Source organism: Bradyrhizobium sp. Leaf396, from assembly GCF_001424605.1.
GTDB classification, from domain to species: Bacteria; Pseudomonadota; Alphaproteobacteria; order Rhizobiales; family Xanthobacteraceae; genus Bradyrhizobium; species Bradyrhizobium japonicum_C.
On record NZ_LMQJ01000001.1, the window covers coordinates 1 to 18,678 of the forward strand.

Below are 18,678 nucleotides of genomic sequence, written 5' to 3' on the forward strand. Positions count from 1 at the left end.
CCCCGCCGCCTCGCGCTTGTACTCTTCAGTAAACGACCGACGTGCACGTTCCATTCAACACCTCCAGGCTCAACGAGCCTACTACAGGTGTCCACTCATTCGGAGGAAGTTCAGACGGCGATCAGGCCGTTCTCTGGCACCTTCAGTGTGAACGTCCCGTCCAGTCCGGTGCCAGCGAAGACGCCGAGGGCGAAGAAGAGGAAGGATCGTCCCCGCGTGGTGTTCTCCCCCGCCGATCCGCGGACGAAGCCTTCAGGAAAGGCCATCCAGAGACGCAGCCGATCGAACGCCCTACCGCGATAGTTCGCCTTGAGAGCCTCGAAGATCGTCGCCTGCGCGTCGCTGGTGGCGCCTTCTCCGGCGTGGCTGATGAGGAGCGGGGTACGGCCTGCCTCGAGGGCGTCAATTGCACCGATCAAGCTATCGAGACCGCCCGAGAATAGAGCGAGATCATCGAAGGGAGGACCGATGAGCCGCGGCGGCGGTGTCGGCGCCACGCGCGCGAAGCGGCGGGGTCGGGGTCGAAACCCCAAGGACCAGCGATCGCCGGTAAGAAAATTCAGCAATCGCACAAAGATCGGGGCGGCGGCGTGCCAGCGGTCGGGATCTGAGACCGGGACGATGAGGCGCAGCTCGCGGGTCCAACCATCCTGCGATTCACTGTCGCGCGAAACGCGCGTGTCGGCAGCGTGCACGTGCGCCGCCAGCACCAGGACATCGACGCCCATTTCCGAGGGAAAGACGCCGAGCCGGGAGAGGTCGGCCATTGCCCGCCCGATGCCATGGCCGAGCGACCGCTCGCCGGCGACGAGATCGAGACGGGTTTCTACCTCGTCTTCACCGAGCGGCATTCGGCTGCGGTCGCCAGGGCCGTAGCGGCCAGTGATGAGATGTCGTCTCATGCGCCCTCTGCCTCCGCATCGCCCATGATCTGCAGGATTCCGAACGCCTGCTCGTAGATGCGTCCGACGAAGGTCAGCACGCGATCGGGTGTTAACGCCGCGGCCGCAGCGCGCGCGGTCGTAAGGGCGTCAGCGACGCCGCGCCTGATGAAATCGTTGAGCTGTGCCTGAACGCGCGCCGCTTCTCGACTGTCGCTCGGCAGCGTCACCGTTTTCGCCCCGATGTCATTGCACAGCCGGGCCTCGATCGCATTCGTCGCGTACAGTTCGAACACGGCCTGCATCTGCTCGGCGCTGAGGCCGTCGAGATCCGTGATACCCGCTCCAGCGAGGTCGGCAATGGTCTCGATGAACGCTTCGCGGGCGATGCCCTCATCGATCGAGCCGCCGTCGGGGCAGACATAATCTGCGAGTCCGAGAAAGATTTCTTCGATCGGCCGGCCTGCCAAGCCGTCGAGATTGAGCGCGCGCAGCGCTTCGGTGGCGCCCCGGTTGACCGCGTCGGACAGGAAACCGAGCAGACGGCTTCCCGCGCCGCGAGCCGACCCCATCCTGGCTGCCGCCGTCCGCGCGCCTCCAGAGGATGAACCCACATAGTGAGAGACGGCGCGGCCAAGGCTCCGGCGATCGTCGCCTCCGGAACCGGCGAAGCGTGAGAAATTGTTACGTGCGGCCGAGAAGCGCGTGGGATCGGCAACGGGGGGCACGGGAGGTCTGGGTGGCGGCGCAGGCGGAGCATTGGGCGGGGCCTCGTCACCAGGCGTGCCGTCCGGCGGCTGACTCGGATCGGGTGGGGCGCCGTCGGGCGCGGCCGGTGGCGCGCCGTCGTCGCCGAGCCAGCTTGGAACGAGGGGTGTGCCACCGGCCTGGCCACCGAACGCGCTGGAGGTGCCCATCAGCGTCCTCCTTGCCGGGTGCGCAGCACGCCGTTGGCCGCGGCCTTCAGCATGGGGCCGCCTTCCTTGCCCCAGGTTTGGAGCAGGCGATCGAAGCGCTGGACGGCTTCGTCGTCCTTGAGGACGCCCTCCCAGCCACCGCAGACCCACGGGCCCAGCCGGTCCCGTGGCAATGCATCGAGGAAGTCGACAAGTTCACCTTGGAGGGTAGGATGCGCCTTGATGAGGACCGCCAGGCCGGCCGCGCCCGGCGGCTCGGTCTCGAATGCGTCGGCGCCGACAATGCGCCCGCGCACCGCCTCGAACACTTGGGCCGCTTCTGGCGGTGCCAGCCGCTTGAGATCGGCCTCGAGACCCTGGACGGCGAACTTGCCTCCGAAGAGTTGCTCTACGACAGCTGCCAGATGCCCCAGCACCGAGGCCGCGCCGAAATAGTCCTTCCGGTCCTTGGCCACGAACAGATAGGGGCGGAGATCTTCGTCGCCGATCATCGTCGGGACCGTCGCCCACGCCTTGATCGCCGGGGAGGAGAGCCACTCGCCGAGCAGCGCGCTCTCGGTCGTCTTCACGGCTTCGAGTTTGTGCGCAGGCTTCGCCGCGTCGCCGTCCTTGCCGGCCGACTTCACCGGTTTGGCCTTCGGCTTGTCATCCTCCTTGGCGGTCGCGGCGGCTTCCAGGGCGGCCAGGTCCGGGCATTTGCCATCGGGCGCCGCGGCCGCCGCGGCAGCGATCTGATCGAACAGCCGCGGTATGAAGCGCTCGGCAAGCATGAGCTTCGCCAAAACCGGGAGTTTCACGTCGTCGCCGAACCCGCGCGCCTCCGCCGTGCGTTGTCGCAGGACGAGGGTATTGAGGAAGCGTTTGATCTGGCGGGGATTGCCTTTCGTGCCGCTGGCCAGGATCGGCCCGATCTGGTCGCTGAGGGCCAGCGCGTTGTTCGCGCGGGAGGCCTTCTCGCCGAGCGCGGTCCTCACTGCAGCCGAGTCCAGTGCGCCTGAGGTCCACGGGCGTTTCAGGCGCTCGCGCGCGACACCGATCAAAGTGTTGAACTCCGGATCGTCGTCGCCGAGTTCGGCGCCCACGAGCAGCAGGGTCACATAGATGCGGGTTTCGGTGTCGCCCAGGGCAGGAATCCGGAACGGCACCTGGATCAGTTTCTCCAGGTAGTTGCGCGCATAAGTCTGTGGGCCGGTCGTGTCCGGCAGGTCGGGGAAATGCTTGCGCACAGCGTATTCGATCATCGCCTCGTCGGCCGCGACGATGAACGCGGTCCGCGAGGTGAAGACGAAGAGACGGACCGCCTCAAGGGTTTCGATGGCGGTGTCTGGGAGGCAGCGGTCGAGGTCGTCGATGAGGACGACGAGCTGCTCGACGCCTGCCTTCTCCAAGAGCTCGTCGAACGCTTTCCGGAAGGCATTGATCTCTTCGGGAACGTTCGCGCTTTCGCCGTCCTTCTCCTTGAGGAGACCCTTCACGCCATCAATGGCTGATTGGACGTTATCCTTGGTGGCGAGCTTCGCGGGGTCCGCCAGCACGCCCTCCAACGTGCCGACGATCGCGTTGATCTGGTCGGGAGTCGGGATGCCCGTGAACGCGGTGAAGGCGAGGCCTCCTGCCTTCTTGGCGACCTTGAGCCAGTCGATGCGGCGGAAGACGTCCTTGACGGCTTCCCCGGCCCTCGTCAGCGCCGGCCGTTTCTCGATCAGCCCTGTAACGATGCCCTCGATCAGCGCGATCTTGGCATCTTCGAACCCCTGGAACCGCCATCCATTGAACTTCAGGCACAGGACCTTCGACTCCGACTCGAAGCCGGCTTCGATCATCTCCAGGACGCTCGATTTGCCCGCGCCCCAGTCGCCATGCACGCCGATCGTCACCGGTCGATCCGGTCGGTCCCTCAGGAGCTTGATGATCGTTGTTGCGATCGCCTCGTTGTTGAGGAGGTCGACCTTGGTTTCGTTGTCAGTCAGGATCATCGGCTCCCCCCGTTTTGATCGAAAAGCTCCCTTACCGGGATGAAGGGGCGCCCCGTTTCAGCGGCCCTGCGCACCTTGCGTTCGAGAACCGCCTTGAGCGGGATCTGACGATCAAGTGCGTCATAGATGTCACGGCCATCCATGCAGATGAGCCGCTTGCCCGAGCCGAACGCAGAGAGGCCGTCAGGTGTAAAACCGTTGTAGCTGACGAAGAGCCCGCGGGCCCAGGCAGCCTTCTGTTCGAGCTTGCCATGAAAGACATGGAGGTCGGCGACACCGGTCGGCGCCGAATGCCACTTCGCCTCGAACAGGTAAGTCTCTTCGCCGAGCAGAAAGCTGCCGTCGATCTGTTCGCCGGTGTTGCGGAACGGTTCGCGGGCAGTCAGGCCCGCCATGTCGAAGCTCCGCTTCAGGAAGGCCTCGAAGGCATAGCCTCGCTCGTGCGCTTGCAGCGATGCGACACGCACGAGTTCGTCCCGCAGCTCGGTGAGCAGCCGCCAATCGAACGCCGGTCGCGGCGGCATCCCACCGTCCGCCGGATGACCGGTAAGCCGGGCTAGTAGCCCCAGATATCGTCCCTCGGCGTTCAGTACGGGATCTTGCTGGCCCGTGCGCGCCAGCAATTCCGCACGATGCTCCCAGAGGGCCTGCAGGGTGCGAGCAGCGGTGGCGTCGTCGACCTTCTGAAGGAAGCAGCGCAGCCGCTTCCCCTTCGAGCCGCCGTGTTCGGCATAGATCGGGTCGTCGATGTCGACGTCCAACTCGGCGGCGAAGAATTCCGAGAAGCTCGGATCCGAGAAATCCAGCACATAGCCGCGGCCTCGAGCGAACTCGACGAGATCTTCAATCAGGCGCAGGTCGATGGATCGTATCGAGCTAATGGACTTTTCCCCCCTAGCAGGTCGCCTTGTGCTATTTGTTTATTGTTTCTTCGAGCGCCGCGATTTTCGCAAGTATGTCGTCAAAGGGCGGCGGGCGTTCATCGAACATCATGGGGGCCATTGCTCTGTAGTCCGCACGGAGATCCTTGAGCCGTGCCTCGTCAGGCAAGAGCCGTAGCGAGCCAGGACGGGCGGTGTCGTAGCTGGCCCAGCCGGACCGGAAGAAGATGGCTTTGTGCTTGGCGACCTGTGCGAGAAGCTCGAAATCGGTGGCGGCGGCTTTGCCGTCGTCGGTATCGAGGAGCATGGCGAGATCGTAGTAGTGCCGCGAGAAATACTGCGGTGTTGGGGAGTCGGTCGGACGATGCGCCTCGGCATGCAGTGCGGTCGCCTTCTCCCAGAAGGTGCGGCGTGCGGAGAGGACGACGACGGTGCTGTCGGGGTTCTCAAAGAAGTCGGGATAGTCATCCGCGGCATAGGGGCGGATGACCCGTTCCTCCGTAGGCCAAGGATCTCCGCGAGCCCCGAGTTCGAGCTTCACTCGAGGCGTGATGTACCCCATGCTCTCGTATTCGGCGGCGGCGAGCGCGGTGGGGTAGTGGAAGTTCACCGTCTGCGCGTCGGCGCCGTCGATCTCCAACGACCATTCGCCATTGGTCGGCTCGCCGAGCTGCCGGACGATCGAAGCGCGGAGTGCGGGAAGAAGCTTTTCGGCGATGTGCAGCTCTACGTCGCGAACCAGGTCGTCGATGAGCTGCCGGACCTTTTTTCTGCTCAGGCCTTCCTTCTCGGGATCTCGGTCCCCGGTGTAGCCAAGGTCGCCTCGATCGAAGGACAGGTCGATGTCCTCCGAGAAGCGGCGGATGGCATCGAAAGCCTTGGAGAGCGATGTGCCACCCTTGAAAACGAGGCTGGGTGCGTCCTCGGACTGTTCGAACAGGCGGCGTAGGGTCCAGCAGACCCAGAAGTCCTTTTCGATGATCGTGTCCGCGACGCCCCGACTCGCGCCGGTTTCCCCGAACAGGGCGGCACGGTCTCGGGCGGGAAGCAGGGCGACCTTATCCATCCAGCTCGCCTGACACCGTGTTTGCGATGGAGACGAGCGTTGGCCGCATCCAGGCAGGCGCCTGGACGGCGGTGGAGGCAAGCGTCTTCTTGTCGTTGGCCGACAGGCGATGGGCTGCGACCTGCGCCACGTCCGCAGCACGGACGGGCCCGACATGACGAAGAGCCTGTACTACGGTGCCAGCCGGGCTGCCCGGAGCGATTAGGTGCTTGGGCGAAGCATGGCGAAGATCGACTACGCGCTTGCCAAGCACGACGCGCCGGGAAGGTCCGTCGGTCAGATATGTACTCTTCGCCGGAACCTGAGTTGAGAGGCCGAGCGCGTTGGCTGCGCGAGCGCCAGCGATCTGCACGTGCGATCCCGTCTCGCGTGCCAGCGCCTGGGCCACGTCGTCAGGTGTCGGTGAAAGCGGGCCGAGCTTCGGATGAACCTTCGGGAAGTCGTACAGGCCGCGGGCCAGGCGGCGGAGTTGACCACCCTTGGCCAGTCGGGACAGCGCCTGGTCGATCGCCGACCGCCCCGCCACGTCTAGGAAGTCACTGGGCGTGAAGACGCCGCCACGCCCGCGAGCACGGGCGCGCTTCATGATCCGATCAGGAACCGAGGTCAGTTGGGCTTTCATGCGTCAGAAAATAGGCTATCTTTTTCTGACATTCAAGTGGGGGTCTTGTGCGCCGGGCCCGAGAACCCTTCTGCCCGAGCCACAGCGGTGCCCAGGCGCACATCTCGCCTTCGTTCGGCAGATCTGCTACAGAGGCTGACGGTACTTTCTCGGGAGGCGAGACTGCGGAAGCCGAGCGAGAAATCCAGCTTCTGAAGGGCGATTGGTCCCGATAGATGCCGGCACCCCCAAAAAAATTTTCGGGGCATATTTCCCTTTAAAATCAAAACGGTAAGTTTTTGACGGCCCCCATGGCGGCACTTTGGCGGGCAGCAGGGAACATTTCCCAGTTAAATCAGTATGTTAGGTGTGATTTGAACAATCGAGTGGGAATGAGAGAGCCGTATTGATTTAGGGGGACGGCGGTCCTTTGTCGAACGGTGAGATTCACCGCGTCGTTCGCGTGCGCCGAAACAATCGCAGGTGTCGACAGTTCACGGCTGCTCTCCGCGTGTGAACCGTTCACGGCTCTGCGGCGTTAAAGGGATGTGCAAGTCTCCTCCTTTGCCCCAGAGCCATACATCCTGATCCTGACAGGAGCGGGCCTGCTCATCGCGCTCGTTGCCTGGCTACCACTCGCCCTAAAGCGGCTTCCCCTGTCTCTGCCGATCGTCTGCATCGGGATTGGTGCTGCGATCTTCTCGCTGCCGGCAGTCTCGCTCCGGCCACTGCCGCTCAACTACCCGGACTTCACCGAGCGTTTCACCGAGTTCGTCGTGATCATTGCGCTGATGGGGGCCGGCTTGAAGCTCGATCGCCCGTTCAGTTGGCGAAAGTGGAGCGTAACCTGGCGGTTGCTGGCGATCACGATGCCGATCGGAATCCTTGCAATCACTGCATTGGGGGGATGGATGCTGGGCCTGCCCTGGATCGCGGCGCTGTTGCTGGCGGCGAGTCTGGCGCCGACCGATCCGGTGCTCGCGTCCGACGTCCAGGTCGGGCCTCCCAAGACCGGGGAAGAGGATGAGGTTCGCTTCGGGCTGACATCCGAGGCAGGCTTGAACGACGGCTTCGCCTTCCCGTTCGTGAATCTTGCGATCGCGCTCGGTTTGGCGATGGCAACGGGTGAACCCTGGGCAGGGCAGTGGCTGCTCCACAATGTGCTGTGGGAGATTGGCGCCGGCCTCATCGGTGGCTGGCTCATTGGCCGGCTGTTCGGCTGGCTCACGTTTCACGTTCCCGCCGACACGAAGCTGTCGAGGACGGGAGACGGTCTCATCGCGATCGCGGCCACGTTCGTTTCTTACGGTGTGACAGAACTCATCCACTGCTACGGCTTCCTTGCCGTTTTCGTCACCGCACTGACGCTGCGCCGATCGCACCGCGACCACGAATTCAACAGGCAAATGCACGACATCACCGAGCAGGTCGAGCGGCTGGCCATGATGGTCCTGCTGCTGCTGTTCGGCGGGGCATTGGTCAGCGGTTTGCTGCGCCCGCTCGAGTTGGTGGACGTGGCGGCGGCGGCGGCGATTCTGCTCGTCATCCGGCCGATCGGCGGTTTGATTGCGCTGGCTGGATTCAAGGCTCGCTTCTCGGAGAAGATGACGCTGGCCTTCTTCGGAATCCGAGGTGTGGGCTCGTTCTACTATCTGGCCTATGGGCTCAACCATATGGAGTTGACCGTCGGCGAGCGGCTGTGGGCTATCGTTGGCCTCGTAGCGCTGTTGTCGATTCTGCTTCACGGACTGACTGTCACGCCGGTCATGCGACAACTCGACAGGAGTCAGGGTCGGGATCCAGACGCCGATGATGCTGCTCCACCGCCAAACGTGCAGAGACCGGCGTCGGCTTAGGATCGAACGATGCCCGGCACTGGCAGCTTCGACGCCGCGAGAACGCATTTGCGTCGAACGCACTCGCAGCTCGTCGGCTGCAGACCGTGCGGGGGGTAGGACATTCCGACGTCTTGAGACCGTAGTGTGCCAAGGATACCCTCCAGACAGTGCTCGCAGAATGCTTAAGACTCTCGACATCTGATGATCGAGGCAGCTGGAACCAGCGCAGGTTGAAAGCGTTAGCTGCGGGCCGCAATTGATGTCGGGGGCGGAGCTATGTCCGACTTACTGCCCAGCGCGTTGGATCTTGCGCGCTTCCAGTTCGCCTTCACGGTGGTCTGGCACTTCCTGTTTCCGGCCTTCACCATCGGACTCGCGAGCTATCTTGCCGTGCTCGAAGGTCTGTGGCTGTGGACGGGCCGCGGCGCCTATCTCGATACCTACCGCTATTGGTTGAAGATTTTCGCGGTCGCCTTCGCCATGGGCGTCGTGTCGGGTATCGTCATGTCGTACCAATTCGGCACGAACTGGTCGGTGTTTGCCGACAAGACATCGCCGGTGCTCGGACCGCTCCTCGGCTATGAAGTGCTGACGGCATTCTTTCTCGAGGCCGGCTTCCTTGGCGTGATGCTCTTTGGCCTTGGCCGCGTTGGTCCGCGCCTGCATTTCGTCGCGACCTGCTTCGTCGCGGGCGGCACCTTGCTCTCGGCCTTCTGGATTCTCGCCGCGAATTCCTGGATGCAGACGCCGACGGGACATGGGACGGGGCCGGACGGCCAGTTCATTCCCGAGAGCTGGCTCGCAATCATCTTCAATCCGTCGTTCCCCTATCGGTTCGCCCATACTGTCACCGCGGCCTACCTGACGACCGCGATGATCGTGGGGGCCGTGGGCGCCTGGCACCTTCTGCGGGACAGGATGAACGAACGCGCTCGCATCATGTTTTCAATGGCGATGTGGATGGCGGCGATCGTGGCGCCGATGCAGCTCCTGATCGGCGATCTGCATGGCGTGAATTCGTACCACCATCAGCCGGTCAAAGTCGCGGCCATGGAAGGCCACTTCGAGACCGAACGCCGTGCGTCCTCCATCCTGTTCGGCATGCCGGATGCCGAAGCCGGGGTGACGCGCGGCCAAATTGCCATTCCTGGCTTCGCGAGCCTTTATCTGACGCACAGCCTTGATGGAGAGGTCAAGGGGCTCAAGGCTTTCCCGAAAGATACATGGCCGACCAACATTCCACTCGTCTTCTGGGCGTTCCGCATCATGGTCGGCCTGGGAATTCTGATGATCGTGCTCGGCATGGCCTCGCTCGTTCTGCGTTGGCGCGACGGGCTGTACGACACCCCGTGGCTGCACCGCTTTGCCGTGGCCATGGGGCCGTCGGGGCTGATCGCGGTGACGGCCGGATGGACGGTGACGGAGGCGGGACGCCAGCCATTCACGGTTTACGGACTCCTGAGGACTGCCGATAGCGTCGCGCCGATCGCCGCGCCGGCCGTGGCCGCGTCACTGGCGGCATTCGTAGTCGTGTACTTCGTCGTGTTCGGCGCGGGGATCGCGTATCTGTTTCACCTCTTCCGCCAGACGCCTGAAGCCGGCGAGCACGGACCGCCACAGGGCCAGCCGGTCCGCACGGCCGGCATTACGCCGGCCCCAGCGTTGATAGCCGGGGCGCCGGCGACACACAGAGCAGAGTCGCGTCAAGCGGGGATCAGGCCATGAGCATCGACCTCACACTGATATGGGCCCTGCTGATCGCCACGGCCGTGCTGCTCTACGTGATGATGGACGGCTTCGACCTTGGCGTCGGCATCCTGTTTCCGGCCGAGGTGGCGAGAGCCGACCGCGACGTCATGGTCAATTCCGTGGCACCGGTCTGGGACGGCAACGAAACCTGGCTCGTCCTCGGCGGCGGCGGATTGTTCGCGGTGTTTCCGCTGGCCTACGCGACGATTTTTCCCGCGCTCTACATGCCGCTTATTCTGATGCTGCTCGCGTTGGTGTTTCGCGGAGTGGCCTTCGAAATGCGGTTTCGAGCGCGGACGCCCGCCGGTGAAACATGGTGGGACCGCGCCTTCTCGTGGGGCAGCTTTGCCGCCGCATTCCTCCAGGGCGTCTGCCTTGGCGCCATCGTGCAGGGCATTCGTGTGGAGGGGCGTGCTTACGCCGGCGGGTGGTGGGACTGGCTGACGCCTTTCTCGGTTCTGACCGGTATTGCCCTGGTTGTCGGCTACGGCCTGCTCGGCGCGTGCTGGCTGGTTTGGAAGACCGACGGCGCGCTTCAGGCACGCTGCCGCAACTATGCACGCGTTCTCGGCTTTGCGACGCTCGGCTTCATTGCCGTCATATCCGTGATGATGGTCATCCAGAGCCCGGCGTTCCGGGAGCGATGGCTGACGCTGCCAAACATGCTTTACGCAGCGCCTGTGCCAGTTCTCGTGGCCCTGCTGGCATGGCGCTTTCATCGCGCGCTCGGCAAGGGCGAGGATGTGGTGCCGTTCCTGTGCGCGCTTGGCTTCTTCGTGCTGTCCTACATAGGGCTTGGCATCAGCATGTGGCCGATGATCGTGCCGCCCTCCATTACGATCTGGCTGGCAGCCACGCATCCCAGCAGCCAGTTGTTCCTGCTCGTCGGCGCGGCGGTGCTGGTGCCGGTGATCCTCGTCTATACTGGCTACGTCTACTGGATATTTCGCGGCAAGGTGCGGCACGGCGAGGGGTATCACTGATGCTGCGTGTGTCTCGAACCTGGAGGCAGCTGTTATGGTTCGTGGCGCTGTGGGCGGCGGGTGTGATTACGCTGCTGGCGATCGCAATGCCTATCCGATGGCTGCTGAAGACGGGGTAGAGAAGCTGCCGATCGATGGCCTTGGTCAAGGCTGCGGCAAGGAACGCGAGCAGAAAGGACCGCTGCGAAGCGGCAGAGTGCAGCGACGATCCCCTCGGGAAGCCCGTGCATCGCCATACCGAGCGCGACCAGCGCAAGCACGCTGGCCAACCGATCGAGTAGGCTTCACTCCGCACGACGTGCTCTCTCGTAGCGGGAGTCGAACTGGCGTGGTTTGACAAAGATCAACTTCAAGGGGCACCGCCAGGCAGTAGCTCAGGCTGTTCGCGTTCTCGGAGCCTGCCTGAATGATCCGTCTCTCGGCACTAAGTTCGACACGGCTGCGCATTGCGCTGGTCATCGTGCTCGGATTGATCTTTGCGGCCCTGCAACTCACTGCAAATGTTGCGCCGTCGCCTGAAAGCACGTCTGCTTGGCAGCACGATGGAAGGCTTCACGTTTTCTTTCATCCGGACTGCCCTCATTGCCACAGGGCCATCGAGTTTCTCAGGACACAACCGCGTGTCGATTTCGTCCTTCACGATGTGTCGAATTCGGCCAACGAAACCCTGTTCCTTGCCATTGCTCGTCAGCACGCCATACCGGAGCACGAACTTGGCGTTCCCCTCTTCGTGCGCGGCTCGCGCTACCTGCTCGGCTTCGAGTCGGCGGAGAAAACGGGCAGGGACCTGCTGGCTCTTGTGGCTGATGAGACCGCGATTGCGCGTCCGGAGGACGCCGCCCGCAAAATAAGCTTGCCGTGGCTGGGAGACATTGACCCCGTCGGTTATTCCCTTCCGACGCTGGGCATTCTGATGGGCCTCGCCGACGGCTTCAATCCCTGCGCCATGTGGGTCCTCGTCTATTTGATCTCGCTGATCGCGGGCATCAAGGACTACGGCAAGATCTGGTGGCTGGTGGGGAGCTTCGTCCTCGCGTCAGGCGTGCTCTACTTCCTGTTCATGACGGCGTGGCTGAACACATTCCTCGTGGTCGGTCATATCCGCCCGCTCACACAGATCGTTGGGCTGGTGGCGATCGGGATCGGCATCGATCATCTCTATGAGCTTGCCGTGACGCGTGGCGTGACCGTCTGCGACGTCGGCAATACCGAACAGCGGCAGCAGACGATGCAACGAATCCGCAAGATCGTCGCCGCGCCCGTCGGCCTGGTAAGTCTGCTGCTGATCGTCGGTCTGGCGTTTACCGTCAACGCGATCGAGTTCGCGTGTTCGGCGGCGCTGCCGGCGATCTACACTCATATGCTCGCGCTGGCAGACCTCTCGACCGGAGCATACTACGCCTACATCGGATTGTACGTAACGTTCTTCATGCTCGACGATCTCGTCATTTTTGGACTCGCGGCATTCACCGTGCAGAAGGTCATTGATACGCGCTATGCCGCGTTGAGCCGCGGCGCCGGTGGCGTGGTCCTGATCGGGCTTGGCCTCTGGATGCTGGCGCGCTGAGAATGGAGAGTCCCGGGAAGCGAACTTGTTATCTCTTGAAGTCAATGTACTACCAATACTTGCATAGAGCGGGAGCAAGGGGCGAAAGTCGGTCGTATCGCCGGATGAAGTGGTGTCGGAGGGCGTTCTTCTCGTTCCCGCTCCGCGACGGTTTGTTTGACCTACGTCATTGTGACGATCCTCGAAGCTGGTAGCGTGTTCCTGTCGGTTCAAACGCTGTTGCGAGGTCGATGACAATGAAGAGTCCGGCCCTATCGCGCATTTTCTCGGCGAGCCTGGCGGCTGTGATCGCCATCGCGCCATCGCTCTCGCTCGCTTGTACGCGACTGGTCTATCTCGGCGCCAACAATCAGGTCGTCACTGCGCGGTCGATGGACTGGCGGTTTGAGATGCCGACCAATCTCTGGATATTCCCGAGAGGCATGGCGCGCAGCGGCGAGGTCGGGCCGAACTCGCTGAAATGGAAATCCAAATTCGGCAGCGTGGTTGCCTCCGCTTACGACGTTTCGACGTCGGACGGCATGAACGAGGCGGGACTGGTCGCCAACGTCCTCTGGCTCACCGAGTCCGAATACCCGAAGTTCGGTCCCGGCAAGCCCGGCCTGTCCATTGCCGCCTGGGCCCAATACGTGCTCGACAATTTCGCCACCGTTCAGGATGCGGTTGCGGTACTCGAGACGGATCCATTCATGATCGTCACCGACAACGTGCCCGGACAGAAATTGCTCGCCACGCTTCATCTGTCTCTTTCGGACGCCACGGGCGACAGCGCGATCATCGAATACGTCAATGGCCGGCCGGTCATTCATCACGGCCGCAAGTACCAGGTGATGACGAATTCCCCGGTCTTCGAACAGCAGCTGGCGCTGAACGAATATTGGAAGGAGATCGGCGGCACGGTGATGCTGCCGGGCACCAACCGCGCCGCAGACCGGTTTGCGCGGGCATCCTTTTACGTCAACGCGGTTCCAAAAGATGAAAATCCCGACCGTGCCTTGGCCAGCGTCTTCAGCGTGATCCGGAACGTGTCGGTGCCGTTCGGCATTTCGACGCCGGATCAGCCCAACATTTCCTCGACGCGGTGGCGCACGGTGGCCGACCATCAACGCAAGCTCTACTTCTTCGAGTCCGTGCTGACTCCGAACACATTCTGGGTGGATCTCAAGACAATCGATTTTTCACCGGAGAAGGGGCGAGTGAAGAAGCTCGATCTTGGCCCCCAACAGTCGCGAATCTTTGCCGGCGATGCGACCGCGAATTTCCAGGAGGCCGAGCCATTCAAGTTCCTGGGTCTGCCGATGTGAGCGCCACCCGCTGCGACGGCGGCGCCAGGGGCCGATTCGATTTCCACGGTTCGAGCAAATTCTGCGAGGACCGATGTAAGCCCGAACCGGGGAAGTGGCTCGATCCGTGTGGTAGGCGGTGAGGGCGTTGACATTCAGCTTATATTGCCCCGACAGTCTGCCGATCGTTGCACGGTAACAGGTTGTCTTATGAAGAAGATCCGGATCTTTGGGCGGGTGGTTTGTATCGCCCTCACACTCACGAGCGCGGCCGCCGATGCCTGCACGCGATTCGTCTACGAGACGGGAAACAAGACCTATATCGTTGCGCGGTCGATGGACTGGATGGAGGATCCCAGGACCGATCTCTGGGCGTTCCCGCAAGGGATGGCGCGCGACGGAGGCGTGGGGCGTGGCTCCGTCTCCTGGACGTCGAAATACGGGTCCGTGGTCGCATCCTTCTACAACATCGCGACCGTCGAAGGCATGAACACCGCCGGCCTCGTCGCCAACACGCTCTACCTCGTCGAGACCGACTATGGCGACGCCAAGGCCTCGGGCAAGCCGCTGATGTCGGTCGGAGCCTGGACTCAATATGCACTCGACAACTTCGCGACAGTGGCCGAGGCCGTCGAAGCCCTCTCGCGCGAGCCGTTTGCCATTGTCGCGCCAGCGCTTCCCGATGGCAACGCCGCAGGCGGGCACCTGTCCCTGGCGGACGCCTCCGGGGACAGCGCGATCTTCGAGTACGTGAAAGGCAAGCTCGTCATTCACCACAACCGATCCTATACGGTCATGACGAACTCGCCGCCTTTCGACCAGCAGCTGGCGATCTCGACCTACTGGAAAAACATCGACGGCCTCTCGTTCCTGCCGGGCACGATCAATTCTTCCGACCGCTTCGTGCGCGCGAGCTGGGCTCTCCAGTATGCTCCGAAGGAGAAGGACAACAGGCTGGCAGTGGCCACGTCCTTCTCCATGATCCGCGCGATCTCGGTGCCGCTCGGCCTTGCCGAGGCGGGCAAGCCGAATATCGCCGGGACCATCTGGCGCTCGGTTTCCGATATTCAGGCCAAGCGGTACTATTTCGAGTCGTCCTACAATCCCTCGATCTTCTGGGTTGACCTCGCCAAGCTCGATCTGGCCGCCGGCTCCAAGCCCCGCCGCCTCGATCTCACCAGCCGCCCGATCTATGCAGGAGAAGTGTCGGACAAGTTCGCACCGGCCGAGCCCTTCAAATTCCTGTCGCAGTGAAAGGAGAGGGCGACTAGCGTCGCTGTGGCATAAGCAGATCGGGCCTCTGCCTGGTCGCAGCCGGCCGCTGCTGCCGTCCCGACCGCGCGTAGGCGCCCGGCGCAAACGTCGGATCTCCGTCACGTCCTCTCGTGATACGACATCCGTATCGCCCCCTCCGGAGCCCGCCTTGATGCCCGTCGCGACTGCCGCCAGCCAGCCTCCCGCCACTGCCGTTGAAACCGACCCCGAAGCCCTCGGCTGGATGCGCGGCTTTCCGCCCTCGCCCGACCGCACCATCACCTTCCAGGACGGCTCGTTCCGCAGCTTCCCCGAACTGCGCTGGGCCTGGAGCAACATCCGCCAGCTGGTGCCGACGGTGAATGTGTGGCGCGGGGCGGGGCCGGCGTCGGTGCTGCCGCGGGACGACCATGACATCGGCACGGTCGCTTCGACCACGATGGACGGCCGGCCAATGACGTTCGCGAAGATGCTGGAGGAGACCTATGCCGATGGCATCGCGGTTTTGCACCGGGGCACGCTGATTTATGAGCGCTATTTCGGCGCGCTGAAGCCGCACAAGCCGCATATCGGCATGTCGGTGACGAAGTCGTTCACCGGCGTGCTCGCCGGCATGCTGGTCGCCGAGGGCAAGATCGATCCGCAGGCACCGGTGACGGACTACGTGCCGGAGCTGAAGGCAAGCGCGTTTGGCGATGCGCGCGTGCATGAGGTCATGGATATGACCACGGGGCTCCTCTACACCGAGGTCTACACCGACAAGAATTCGGACGTGTGGGGCCTGCGGCGTGCCAACGGCATGGCTCCCATCCCGCCCGACTACGACGGCCCGACCACCATCTTTGATTTCCTCATCGCGCAGAAGAAGCAGGGCGAGCACGGCAAGGCCTTCGCCTACAAGACCGTCAACACCGACGTGCTCGCTTGGATCTGCCGGCGCGTCAGCGGCATGTCTCTCTCCGATTTGCTCTCCGAGCGCATCTGGCAGCCGATGGGAGCGGAGGAGGACGCGCATTATCACGTCGATCGCATCGGCACGGAGAGCGGGGGCGGCGGTCTCTCCACCACGCTGCGCGATCTCGCCCGCTTCGGTGAGACCATGCGCAATCACGGCCGCTTCAACGGCCGCCAGATCGTGCCGCCGAGGGTGGTCGAGGATATCGCGCGCGGCGGCGATCCCGAAAAATTCAAGCCGGCCGGCTACACCACACTGCCCGGCGCGTCATACCGTAATCAGTGGTGGGTCACCCACAACGAACATGGCGCCTACATGGCGCGCGGCGTTTACGGTCAAGGCATCTACATCGACCCCAAGGCCGAGATGGTGATCGCGCGCTACGCCTCGCATCCCATGGCCGGCAACGCCGCCAACGACCCGCTGACGCTGCCGGCCTACATGGCGCTGGCGAAGGCGCTGATGGCGGGCGGGTAGGGCGCGTCAAGACTGGCTTCTTCGTAGCCCGGATGGAGCGAAAGCGAGATCCGGGACGAACGAAGTGAGTTGCGCGACTGCCCCGTCACCCCTCAAGCGGCGTCGTCACGCCTCCTGCCAATGCGGATAGGTGACGTAGGCGGTGACGGCGCCTTGCTCGTGTGAGCGGATCGTGACGGTCTCGCCCTTCGGCATATGGACGATCTCGCCGGGCCCCGCGGTCACGGTGTTGCCGTCGCTCGTGACCGACAGCTTGCCTTCGAGGACGATCATGACATCGTCGACCTTCATCGTCTCATCGAGATTTTGGTTCGGCGCGTAGCGGCCGAAACCGATCGTGATGGGGCCGCCGTGGCGTTGGTCGATCACATTGCCGGCGAAGATATCGCCGTCTTGTCCCGGCGAGCGTTCGAGCGAAGCGCCGGCGAGGGCGAATTTGCGAACTTTCATGACATCGTTCCGTCTTGTGTGGCTGGGGAGGCACGAATAGACGCCGTGGCCGTTGTTTGGTTCGCCTCGCCGCGCGAGGCGGTTTGACGCAGTGGAGCATTCATAATATAAGTATTGACTTATATAATTGGAAATCGATATTGGTTCGACAGGAGAACGCCAGGGAGAACCGAAAATGCAGATCGACGTCGCCCGGGTCTTGGGGCTTGTGACGCGCTCGGTGAGGAGCTTCGACAAGGACGGCAAGCCGGCGAGTGCGGTGACGCTGACGCGGCTCTACGACACCAGCGTCGACGATCTCTGGGACGCCGTGACCAGCAGGGAGCGCATCCCGCGCTGGTTCGCGCCGGTCGAGGGTGACCTTCGGCTCGGTGGACGCTACCAGGTCAAGGGCAATGCCGGCGGCACCATCACCTCCTGCACGCCGCCGACCCATTTTGCAGCGACGTGGGAATTCGGCGGCGCCACGAGCTGGATCGACGTCACTCTGAGCGCAGAGCGAAGCCAGGCGCGCTTGACGCTTGAGCACACCGCGATCATTGGGGATCATTGGGACCAGTTCGGCCCGGGTGCGGTGGGCATCGGTTGGGACCTCGCGCTTGCGGGTCTTGAGCGCTACCTTGCGACCGGAGCATCGGTCGATCATGAAACGGCCGAGGCCTGGATGGTCTCGCCGGAGGGCAAGGACTTTATGACGACAAGCGGCGAATCTTGGCGTGCGGCGCATGTGGCAGGCGGGGTCGATCCGGCCACGGCGAAGGAGCGGTCGGACCGCACCATCGCCTTTTATCGCGGCGAGACGCCGCCCGATATCACGCATCCCGGCACAGGAAGCTGATGCACGCCTTCGAAGTCCTCGCCGATCCCGTGCGCCGTCGCATCCTCGAGCTGCTCGCGCCCGGGGAAATGGCATCCGGTGAGGTCGTCGAAGCGATCGGGGCCGAGTTCGGCATCACGCAGGCGGCAGTCTCGCAGCACCTCAAGGTGCTGCGCGAGAGCGGTTTTGCGACCGTGCGGGCGGAGGCGCAACGGCGCCTCTATTCGGTGGACGCTGCGGGCCTCCGCGCCGTGGATTCGTGGATCGGCCAGTTCAGGACGTTCTGGGAGCCGAAGCTCGATGCGCTGGCGACCGAGATCGCGCGAGGCAAACGCGAACGTCGCACCGCGCCAATGACCAAGCGCGGCGGGAAGAGGGCTTGAGCGTCGCAGCACAGTCCGGACTGCGGGAGCGTATATGGTGCCGCTCCGCTTCTCTCATCCAGCCTGTGAACTCCGCGACATCTTCTCGAACTTCTTGATCAGCCGCTCCCGCTTTAGCCGCGACAGCCGCTGGATCCAGAACATGCCGTCAAGCTGGTCAATTTCGTGCTGGTGACAGACCGCGCGCAAACCTTCCGACTCCTCGGCGTGCATGTTGCCGTCGAGATCCTGATAGCTGATCCGCACGCGGGCGTGACGCTGCACCTCGTCATTGATCCCCGGCATGGAGACGCTGCCCTCGCGATGCAGGATCATCTCGGGCGACCTCCATGTGATCTCCGGGTTGACGTAGGTCTGCGGGCCGGCCTCGGCATCGAGCTCCAGCACGACGACACGCAAGGGCACGCCGATATGCGGCGCCGTGATGCCGATGCCGGGCGCAGCGCGCATCGTATCAAGCAGGTCCAGCGCAAGCTCGCGCAAGGCGTCGTCGAAATCAGTGACCGGACGGGCAGGGCTCGCAAGCCGGCGGTCGGGGTAGCGGAGGACAGGGCGGATGGTCATGGAGGCTCCTACCACTCACGGATCATTGAAGCACTC

Annotated in this window: 17 protein-coding genes; 9 read left to right on the forward strand and 8 right to left on the reverse strand. The window is 63.4% G+C overall.

Annotation, left to right across the window (positions count from 1 at the left end; translation table 11 throughout):
* Positions 1-110: 110 nt before the first annotated feature.
* The 6 genes from ASG57_RS00005 to ASG57_RS00030 form a co-directional block, all read right to left on the reverse strand.
* Complete coding sequence (locus ASG57_RS00005; protein ID WP_230646504.1) at positions 111-902, reverse strand: hypothetical protein; 792 nt, start codon at positions 900-902, stop codon at positions 111-113.
* A complete protein-coding gene (gene qatB, locus ASG57_RS38980; RefSeq protein ID WP_057195480.1) occupies positions 899-1,798 on the reverse strand; it encodes a Qat anti-phage system associated protein QatB in 900 nt (299 codons plus the stop codon). Before qatB ends, ASG57_RS00005 begins: the two co-directional genes overlap by 4 nt.
* Entirely contained in the window at positions 1,798-3,774 is a 1,977-nt protein-coding gene (gene qatA, locus ASG57_RS00015) for a Qat anti-phage system ATPase QatA (protein WP_057195481.1), read from the reverse strand. The genes qatB and qatA overlap by 1 nt, the downstream gene beginning before the upstream one ends.
* Entirely contained in the window at positions 3,771-4,583 is an 813-nt protein-coding gene (locus ASG57_RS00020) for a restriction endonuclease (RefSeq protein ID WP_057195482.1), read from the reverse strand. Before ASG57_RS00020 ends, qatA begins: the two co-directional genes overlap by 4 nt.
* Positions 4,584-4,686: 103 nt before the next feature.
* On the reverse strand, positions 4,687-5,721 hold the full coding sequence (locus tag ASG57_RS00025) for a nucleotidyl transferase AbiEii/AbiGii toxin family protein (protein WP_057195483.1): 1,035 nt from the start codon (positions 5,719-5,721) through the stop codon (positions 4,687-4,689).
* Positions 5,714-6,307: a DUF6088 family protein gene (locus ASG57_RS00030; protein WP_057195593.1), complete on the reverse strand. Its 594-nt coding sequence runs from the start codon at positions 6,305-6,307 to the stop codon at positions 5,714-5,716. The genes ASG57_RS00025 and ASG57_RS00030 overlap by 8 nt, the downstream gene beginning before the upstream one ends.
* Positions 6,308-6,870: 563 nt before the next feature.
* On the opposite strand from ASG57_RS00030, the gene ASG57_RS00035 reads away from it, so the two are divergent.
* From ASG57_RS00035 to ASG57_RS00065, 7 genes are all read left to right on the forward strand, one after another.
* Positions 6,871-8,178: a cation:proton antiporter gene (locus ASG57_RS00035; protein WP_024338190.1), complete on the forward strand. Its 1,308-nt coding sequence runs from the start codon at positions 6,871-6,873 to the stop codon at positions 8,176-8,178.
* A gap of 258 nt (positions 8,179-8,436) precedes the next feature.
* A complete protein-coding gene (locus ASG57_RS00040; RefSeq protein WP_024338189.1) occupies positions 8,437-9,885 on the forward strand; it encodes a cytochrome ubiquinol oxidase subunit I in 1,449 nt (482 codons plus the stop codon).
* Entirely contained in the window at positions 9,882-10,892 is a 1,011-nt protein-coding gene (gene cydB, locus ASG57_RS00045) for a cytochrome d ubiquinol oxidase subunit II (RefSeq protein WP_024338188.1), read from the forward strand. The genes ASG57_RS00040 and cydB overlap by 4 nt, the downstream gene beginning before the upstream one ends.
* Positions 10,893-11,352: 460 nt before the next feature.
* Positions 11,353-12,459 carry a thioredoxin domain-containing protein gene (locus ASG57_RS00050; RefSeq protein ID WP_230646506.1) on the forward strand — a complete coding sequence of 369 codons (1,107 nt, stop codon included), beginning with the start codon at positions 11,353-11,355 and terminating at the stop codon, positions 12,457-12,459.
* A 236-nt stretch (positions 12,460-12,695) separates the two neighbouring features.
* Positions 12,696-13,763, forward strand: coding sequence for a linear amide C-N hydrolase (locus ASG57_RS00055; RefSeq protein ID WP_035697904.1), 1,068 nt, complete (start codon positions 12,696-12,698; stop codon positions 13,761-13,763).
* A gap of 189 nt (positions 13,764-13,952) precedes the next feature.
* Entirely contained in the window at positions 13,953-14,996 is a 1,044-nt protein-coding gene (locus ASG57_RS00060; RefSeq protein WP_024338185.1) for a linear amide C-N hydrolase, read from the forward strand.
* A 172-nt stretch (positions 14,997-15,168) separates the two neighbouring features.
* Positions 15,169-16,428, forward strand: coding sequence for a serine hydrolase domain-containing protein (locus ASG57_RS00065; RefSeq protein WP_024338184.1), 1,260 nt, complete (start codon positions 15,169-15,171; stop codon positions 16,426-16,428).
* A 105-nt stretch (positions 16,429-16,533) separates the two neighbouring features.
* On the opposite strand, the gene ASG57_RS00070 is transcribed toward ASG57_RS00065, so the two are convergent.
* On the reverse strand, positions 16,534-16,878 hold the full coding sequence (locus ASG57_RS00070; protein WP_024338183.1) for a EutQ-related cupin domain-containing protein: 345 nt from the start codon (positions 16,876-16,878) through the stop codon (positions 16,534-16,536).
* Between the two features lie 175 nt (positions 16,879-17,053).
* Here ASG57_RS00070 and ASG57_RS00075 point away from each other — a divergent pair, with 175 nt between their 5' ends.
* On the forward strand, positions 17,054-17,716 hold the full coding sequence (locus ASG57_RS00075; protein ID WP_024338182.1) for an SRPBCC family protein: 663 nt from the start codon (positions 17,054-17,056) through the stop codon (positions 17,714-17,716).
* The gene (locus ASG57_RS00080) at positions 17,716-18,078 is read left to right on the forward strand and encodes an ArsR/SmtB family transcription factor (protein ID WP_024338181.1); all 363 of its coding nucleotides are present in this window, start codon (positions 17,716-17,718) and stop codon (positions 18,076-18,078) included. Before ASG57_RS00075 ends, ASG57_RS00080 begins: the two co-directional genes overlap by 1 nt.
* Positions 18,079-18,132: 54 nt before the next feature.
* Here the strand turns inward: ASG57_RS00080 and ASG57_RS00085 are convergent, their stop codons facing one another.
* Complete coding sequence (locus tag ASG57_RS00085; RefSeq protein WP_057195484.1) at positions 18,133-18,642, reverse strand: peptide deformylase; 510 nt, start codon at positions 18,640-18,642, stop codon at positions 18,133-18,135.
* Positions 18,643-18,678: the final 36 nt, after the last annotated feature.